General features: G+C 66.2%; 5 protein-coding genes. 4 read left to right on the forward strand and 1 reads right to left on the reverse strand.

All coding sequences use genetic code 11. The annotated features are described in order from the left end of the window. Positions 1 to 190 precede the first annotated feature (190 nt). Positions 191 to 1,582, forward strand: a complete 1,392-nt coding sequence (locus tag CF70_RS32835) for an amino acid permease (protein ID WP_035875758.1) — start codon at positions 191 to 193, stop codon at positions 1,580 to 1,582. Between the two features lie 11 nt (positions 1,583 to 1,593). On the opposite strand, the gene CF70_RS32840 is transcribed toward CF70_RS32835, so the two are convergent. After that, on the reverse strand, positions 1,594 to 3,000 hold the full coding sequence (locus CF70_RS32840) for a PLP-dependent aminotransferase family protein (RefSeq protein WP_035875760.1): 1,407 nt from the start codon (positions 2,998 to 3,000) through the stop codon (positions 1,594 to 1,596). Between the two features lie 180 nt (positions 3,001 to 3,180). Here CF70_RS32840 and CF70_RS32845 point away from each other — a divergent pair, with 180 nt between their 5' ends. The 3 genes from CF70_RS32845 (at position 3,181) to CF70_RS32855 (ending at position 7,770) form a co-directional block, all read left to right on the forward strand. Beyond that, positions 3,181 to 3,519 (forward strand): DUF2917 domain-containing protein, encoded by a 339-nt coding sequence (locus CF70_RS32845; RefSeq protein WP_035875762.1) that lies wholly within the window; start codon positions 3,181 to 3,183, stop codon positions 3,517 to 3,519. Positions 3,520 to 3,886: 367 nt separating this feature from the next. Further along, positions 3,887 to 7,189: a fused isobutyryl-CoA mutase/GTPase IcmF gene (gene icmF, locus CF70_RS32850; RefSeq protein WP_035875764.1), complete on the forward strand. Its 3,303-nt coding sequence runs from the start codon at positions 3,887 to 3,889 to the stop codon at positions 7,187 to 7,189. Positions 7,190 to 7,347: 158 nt separating this feature from the next. Further along, the gene (locus CF70_RS32855) at positions 7,348 to 7,770 is read left to right on the forward strand and encodes an HIT family protein (protein WP_081862471.1); all 423 of its coding nucleotides are present in this window, start codon (positions 7,348 to 7,350) and stop codon (positions 7,768 to 7,770) included. Positions 7,771 to 7,791 lie beyond the last annotated feature (21 nt).

Below are 7,791 nucleotides of genomic sequence, written 5' to 3' on the forward strand. Positions count from 1 at the left end.
ACTCAAAGAAACAGCGACCAACCCCGCAGGGGAACGTCGTACAGCTGTTGGGTGCAAGAGCCATCACCGCCCAAATGCCATCACCGCCCAAAGAAACAGCATCCAACCCGAAAGTGACGACTCCGCCCACCCCACCGCGCTAAAATACGCCGCTTTTCAAAGCCGCCCAGCGCGCCAGGAGTACCCGCCGATGAGTCTGTTCCGCACCAAGAACATCGAGGCCATGTTGGCCGCCGCCCGCGACGACGGCCTCAAAAAAGTGCTCGGCCCGGTGGACCTGATCCTGATGGGCATTGGCGCCATCATCGGCACCGGCATCTTCGTGCTCACCGGCACCGGCGCGCTCACCGCCGGGCCCGCGCTGACCGTGTCCTTCGTCATCGCGGCGCTGGCGTGCGGGTTCGCCGCGCTGTGCTACGCCGAGTTCGCTTCGGCGATCCCCGTCTCCGGCTCCATCTACACCTACAGCTACGCCACCCTCGGCGAGATCGTGGCGTGGATGATCGGGTGGGACCTGCTGCTCGAATACGGCCTGGCGACCTCGGCGGTGTCCGTGGGCTGGTCGGGTTACTTCCAGTCGCTGATGGCGGGCTTCGGCCTGCACCTGCCGGCCATGCTCACCGCGGCGCCGGGCGCGGTGCCGGGTGTGCGGACGCTGTTCAACCTGCCTGCCGCGCTGATCATGCTGGCCATTACGTGGGTAGTGTCCTATGGCGTGCGCGAGTCCACGCGCCTTAACAACGTGATGGTGGCCATCAAGATCGCAGTGGTGCTGCTCTTCATCGCGGTGGGCGTGTGGCACGTCAAGCCGGCCAACTGGCATCCGTTCGCGCCCTTCGGGCTGGACGGCATCTTCAATGCCGCGGCGCTGGTGTTCTTCGCCTTCATTGGCTTCGACGCCGTCACCTCGGCCGCCGAGGAAGTCCGCAACCCGCGCCGCGACCTGCCAATCGGCATCATCGGCTCGCTGGCCGTGTGCACCGTGCTGTACGTGACGGTGGCGGCTATCATGACGGGCATCGTGCCCTTCGCCAAGTTCGCCGGCATCGATCACCCGGTCTCGCTTGCGCTGCAGTACGCCGGGCAGAACTGGGTGGCGGGCTTCGTCGATCTGGGCGCCATCCTGGGCATGACCACGGTGATCCTGGTGATGACCTTCGGGCAGACGCGCATCATCTTCGCCATGTCGCGCGACGGCCTGCTGCCGGAGCGCTTGTCGAAGGTGCATCCCGTGCATGCCACGCCGTTCTTCGCCACCTGGACGGTGGGCATCGTGTTCGCGTTTATCGCGGCGTTCGTGCCGCTCAACGTGCTGGCGGAGCTGATCAATATCGGCACGTTGTCGGCCTTCACGCTGATCTCGGTGGCGGTGCTGGTGCTGCGCAAGACCCGGCCGGACCTGCCGCGCGCTTTCCGCTGCCCCGGTGTGCCGGTGGTGCCGCTGCTGTCCGTGGGCTTCTGCCTGTTCCTGATGGCTCACCTGCAGGCACTGACCTGGATCGCGTTCACCAGCTGGCTGGCGATCGGGCTGGCCATCTACTTCCTCTACGCGCGCCGCAACGCGGTGCTGCACGGCGGCTGACGCCGCCCCCGTTACCGTTCGCGCGCGCCGGCCTCCCGCAGGAAGGCCAGTGCGCGTGGCTCCTCGACAAACGCGGAGTTGATGCGGATCCAGGCCGAGGTCTCGCCACCCGGCCGGAAGTAATTGCCGGGCGCCAGCGTCACGCCGTGCCGTTCCGCGAGCGTCACCAGTTCGCGCGAATCATCGATCCCGCGTGCGCGTGCCCATAGGAAATTGCCCCCCGCCGGTTCGCAAAACACCTCCCAGCCAAATTCGCCCAGGCGCCGCACCGCGCCGGCGGTGGCCTGCCGCACCCGCAGGCGCAGCCGTTCCATGTATTTGCGATAGGCGCCGCGCTCCAGCAAGGCCGTGGTGACGGCTTCCGCGAAATGTGAGCCAGCCACGCTGGTCAGCACCTTCACGTCCACCAGTTCCTTCACCAGCGCCTTGTCGGCTACCAGGTAGCCGATCCGCAGCGAGGCCGACACCGTCTTGGAAAAACCGCCGATATAGATCACATGTTCGAGCTGGTCCAGCGTGGCCAGGCGATCGGTGAAGTGGGTCTGGAAGTCCGAGAAGATATCGTCCTCGACAAAGCGGAAGCCATGCCGCCGTGCCAGTTCGAGCAGGCGGAATGCCACCGGCGGCGCCAGGGTCGAGCCGGTCGGGTTCTGCAGCACGCTGTTGGTAAAGAACAGCTTGGGCTTGTGCTCGCGCAGCAACGCCTCCGCGGCGTCCGGGTCCGGGCCATTGCGGGTTTGCGGCACGCCTACCAGCCGCACGCCGTGCAGGCGCAGCAGGCCGAACAGGTTGTAGTAGCCGGGGTCTTCCACGAATACCGTGTCGCCTGGCTTGAGCAGGCGGCGCACCACCAGGTCCAGCGCCTGGCTGGCGCCGGTGGTGATCAGTACCTGCGGCAGTTCGGCGGCGATGCCGAGTTGCCGCACGCGGGTCAGCACATGCTGGCGCAGTTCCGGAAGGCCCATCGGCGTGGCGTAATGGATCACGCTGCAGACGTCGGTGCGCGAGACCTGGCGGATCGCCTGGGTCAGCCCGTCCAGGTCGCGCCAGGTCTCGGGCACGAAGCCGCCCGCCAGCTTGAGGGTGGCGCTGGGGTGATTGAACTGCTCCAGGATATGGTCCGACAGGTCCTCGGCCAGCTTCGGGTCCGACCAGCCATTGGCGGCGCGCGCCAGCAGCGGGCTGTCCGCGACGAAGAAGCCCGAGCCGTGGCGGGAGTCGAGCAGGCCCTGCGACACCAGCCGGTCATAGGCCTCGATCACCGGGAAACGGCTGATGCCATGCTCCGCCGCCAGTTGGCGGATCGATGGCAGGCGGGCGCCGGGACGCACCTCGCGCGTGCTGATCCAGGTCTTGACCTCGTTGACGATCTGGTCGGTCAGGGGCACGCCGGTGGCGGGGACTAGGGTCAGCTTCATGACGGGTGCGCTTGCAAAGTGTCAGGAAAAACTACTGAACAGTGCATGGAAAACTGTTCGCAACTGTTCATGGGATTGTAGTGGCCGCTGTGAATAATGGAAGGCATGCGGAGGAGGGTGCCGGCACCGGCCAGGCCGGGCGGCACGAGACATCACCGCAATGCAGAAAGGAGTGGCGAAATGCGCGAACTACGGATCTTCGAACTGGATGAACCCGGCCGGCCGGTGCGCTGGCGCGCCCCCGAAGGGCAGAGCGTCAAGGTGCTGGAAGGGCGCCTGTGGCTGACACTGGAGGGCCATCACGCCGATATCTGGCTGCTGCCGGGCGCCGTGTACGCGCTGCCGGCCGGCGCGACGGTATGGCTGTCGGGCGAGAGCGAAAGCGCGCGCTTCACGCTCGCCGAGTCGGCCGCCCCCCTGTGGTGGCGCTGGCTGGGCGGGATGACTGGCGCGCTGAAGCGCCGGTTTGCCGAGCGCCGGGGCAACGGCGCGGGCGAGTGCCCGGAGCCGGGTTTCTGACGTGATGCAGGCTGGCTGGCGCGGGCGAGTGGCCCCGCGCCGGCCGGCAACGGGCGCGCCGGTTCCCGGCCCGCCCACGGAGCCCGAGGCCGCTTGCGCGCGCCGCGGATGCCGCCGCCCCGCCCGTTTTCCCTCTCAGAATCCATCACACCGCCTCGCCAACTGTGCGAGGATGTTCGTCATGGCAGCCCTTGCCGCGCGGCAAGCAGGGTGTCCCAGGCTTGATTTCCGTTAACGTAAACGTCATATAATCAAGCCGCCGGGGCGGCGCCAGCCAGACCGCTCGCATGCGGGATCCGAGCCGCCTCCAGAGCGGCAGACATGGGCGTCAAGCGAGCAGCCAGAACACCGAACATGGTGGAGACAAATGACCGATCTTTCCGATGTGCAGAAGGGCGCCCAACCCGGCGTTTCCCATCAGGCGCAGGGACCGAAAGGCCCCGTCAACAAAGTGCGCTTCGTCACCGCGGCCTCGCTGTTCGACGGCCACGATGCCTCCATCAACATCATGCGGCGCATCCTGCAATCCTCAGGCTGCGAGGTAATCCATCTGGGGCATAACCGCTCGGTGCAGGAAGTGGTCAGTGCGGCTCTGCAGGAAGACGTGCAGGGCATCGCCATTTCCAGCTACCAGGGCGGGCACGTCGAGTACTTCAAGTACATGATCGACCTGCTGCGCCAGCGTGGCGGCGGGCACATCCAGCTATTCGGCGGCGGCGGGGGCGTGATCGTGCCGGACGAGATCCGCGAACTGCAAGCCTATGGCGTGGCGCGCATCTTCAGCCCGGAAGACGGCCAGCGCCTGGGCCTGGCGGGCATGATCGCCGACATGGTGCAGCGCTGCGATATCGACCTCGCGCGCTATGCGCCGACCACGCTCGACGCGGTGAAGGGCGGCGACCGCCGTGCGCTCGCGCAAGTGATCACCGCGCTGGAAAACGGCAAGGCGGAACTGTCGCTGGCCGATGCGTTGCGCGCCGAAGCGGCAAAGGTCAGGACGCCCGTGCTGGGCATCACCGGCACCGGCGGCGCCGGCAAGTCCTCGCTGACCGATGAACTGATCCGCCGCATCCGGCTGGACCAGCAGGATGCGCTGTCGATCGCGGTGATCTCGATCGATCCCTCGCGCCGCAAATCCGGCGGTGCGTTGCTGGGCGACCGCATCCGCATGAATGCGATCAATCATCCGAACATCTTCATGCGCTCGCTGGCCACGCGCGAGGCCGGCTCCGAGATTTCGCAGGCGCTCCCGGATGTGCTGGCAGCGTGCAAGGTGAGCGGCTTCGACCTGATCATTGTCGAGACCTCGGGCATCGGCCAGGGCGATGCGGCCATCGTGCCGCATGCGGACCTGTCGCTGTACGTGATGACGCCCGAGTTCGGCGCCGCCAGCCAGCTCGAGAAGATCGACATGCTGGACTTCGCCGACTTCGTCGCCATCAACAAGTTCGACCGCAAGGGCGCGCGCGACGCGTGGCGCGACGTGGCCAAGCAGGTGCAGCGCAACCGCGAGCAGTGGCATGCAAAGCCCGAGGAGATGCCGGTGTACGGCACCCAGGCGTCTCGCTTCAACGACGACGGCGTCACCATGCTCTACCAGGGCCTGCGCGAAGCGCTGTGCGCGCGCGGCATGCGCGCGCCGGCTGGCGTGCTGCCGCTGCTGGGCGGACGCATCTCCACCGGGCAGAACGTGATCGTGCCGCCGGCGCGCAACCGCTACCTGGCGGAGATTGCCGACACCATGCGCGCTTACCACCGCCGCGTGGACGCGCAAAGCCGGCTGGCGCGCGAGCGCCAGCAACTGCGCGAGGCGCGCCGCATGCTGCTGGCCGCGCCGGAGCCAATGTCGGGCGATGCCGGCGAAGCGCTGCAGGCGCTCGCCGCGGAGCGCGACGCCGCGCTGGGCGCGCAGGAGCGCAAGCTGCTGGCGATGTGGCCGGAGATGCGCAAGGCCTATAGCGGCGATGAGTACGTGGTGAAGATCCGCGACAAGGAAATCCGCACCACGCTCACGACCACCACCTTGTCCGGCACTACGGTGCGCAAGGTGGTGCTGCCTCGCTTCGAAGACGATGGCGAAGTGCTCAGCTGGCTGATGCGCGAGAACGTGCCCGGCAGCTTCCCCTATACCGCCGGCGTGTTCGCCTTCAAGCGCGAGAACGAAGATCCCACCCGCATGTTCGCGGGCGAGGGCGATGCCTTCCGCACCAACCGCCGTTTCAAGCTGGTCTCCGAGGGCATGGATGCCAAGCGCCTGTCCACCGCCTTCGACTCGGTCACGCTGTACGGCGAGGATCCGCATACGCGCCCGGATATCTACGGCAAGGTCGGCAATTCGGGTGTGTCGATCGCCACGCTCGACGACATGAAGGTGCTGTACGACGGCTTCGACCTGACCAGCCCGTCGACCTCCGTGTCGATGACCATCAACGGTCCCGCGCCCACCATCCTGGCGATGTTCATGAACACCGCCATTGACCAGCAGCTCGACAAGTTCCGCGCCGACAACGGCCGCGATCCCACCAGCGACGAGGAGGCCAAGATCCGCGCCTGGGTGCTGCAGAACGTGCGCGGCACGGTGCAGGCCGACATCCTCAAGGAAGACCAGGGGCAGAACACCTGCATCTTCTCCACCGAGTTCTCGCTCAAGGTGATGGGCGATATCCAGGCCTACTTCGTGCATCACCAGGTGCGCAATTTCTACTCGGTGTCGATTTCCGGCTATCACATCGCGGAGGCCGGCGCGAACCCCATCTCGCAACTGGCATTCACGTTGTCCAACGGCTTCACCTATGTGGAGGCGTATCTCGCGCGCGGCATGCATATCGACGATTTCGCGCCCAACCTGTCGTTCTTCTTCTCCAACGGCATGGACCCGGAATACAGCGTGATGGGCCGCGTGGCGCGCCGTATCTGGGCCGTGACGATGCGTGACAAATACGGCGCCAACGAACGCAGCCAGAAGCTCAAGTACCACATCCAGACGTCCGGCCGCTCGCTGCATGCGCAGGAGATCGACTTCAACGATATCCGCACCACGCTGCAGGCGCTGATCGCGATCTACGACAACTGCAATTCGCTGCACACCAACGCCTACGACGAAGCCATCACCACGCCCACCGGCGAATCGGTGCGCCGCGCGCTGGCGATCCAGCTCATCATCAACCGCGAATGGGGCGTGGCCAGATGCGAGAACCCCAACCAGGGCAGCTTCCTGATCGACGAGCTGACCGATCTGGTCGAGGAAGCGGTGATGCAGGAGTTCGAGCGCATCGCCGAGCGCGGCGGCGTGCTGGGGGCGATGGAGACCGGCTACCAGCGCGGCAAGATCCAGGAGGAGTCGCTGTACTACGAGCAGCGCAAGCATGACGGCACGCTGCCCATCATCGGCGTCAACACGTTCCGCAATCCCAACGGCGAGCCCGCCACGCAGACGCTCGAACTGGCGCGCTCCAGCGAAGAGGAGAAGCAGGGGCAACTCGCGCGGCTGGCGGATTTCCATGCGCGCCATGCGGATGCGGCGCCTGCGACGCTGCAGCGCCTGCGCCAGGCCGTGATCGACAACGACAATGTGTTCGCGGTGCTGATGGATGCGGTGCGCGTGTGCTCGCTGGGGCAGATCACCCATGCGCTGTTCGAGGTGGGGGGACAGTACCGGCGCAATATGTGATGTGTCGGCCAGGGGCTGTTTCGTGCGAGGCCCCTGCGTTAAACTTGACGTTTGCGTAAGGCCATAACGCGGCCATGGCGCGACCGCCAAGCGCCAGGGCCAAGCCAATACCAAGACAAGATCAAGACAAGATCAAGACAAGACCAATCAGGAGCACCGTGTACGATCCCAACAATATCTTCGCCCGCATCCTGCGTGGCGAATTGCCTTGCAACAAGGTGTACGAAGACGCCGACACCGTTGCCTTCATGGACATCATGCCCCAGTCCGACGGGCACGTACTGGTGGTGACCAAGGAACCGGCCGCGGAGATCTTCGACCTCTCCGACGCCGGCGCCGAAGCCGCCATCCGCACCACCAAGCGCGTAGCCCGCGCGGTGCGCGCCGCCTTCAGGCCGGACGGCATCTCGATCGGCCAGTTCAACGGCAGCGCCGCGGGCCAGACCGTCCCGCACGTGCATTTCCACATCGTGCCCCGCTATGCCGACCGCACGCTGCGCGGCCACGGCACCGACATGCAGGATCCGGAAATCCTCAGCCAGCACGCCGATCGCATCATGGCCGCGCTGCGCGACGCCTGACCCTATGAAACACCGGCCCGC

The organism is Cupriavidus sp. SK-3 (genome assembly GCF_000611145.1).
Taxonomy (GTDB): domain Bacteria; phylum Pseudomonadota; class Gammaproteobacteria; order Burkholderiales; family Burkholderiaceae; genus Cupriavidus.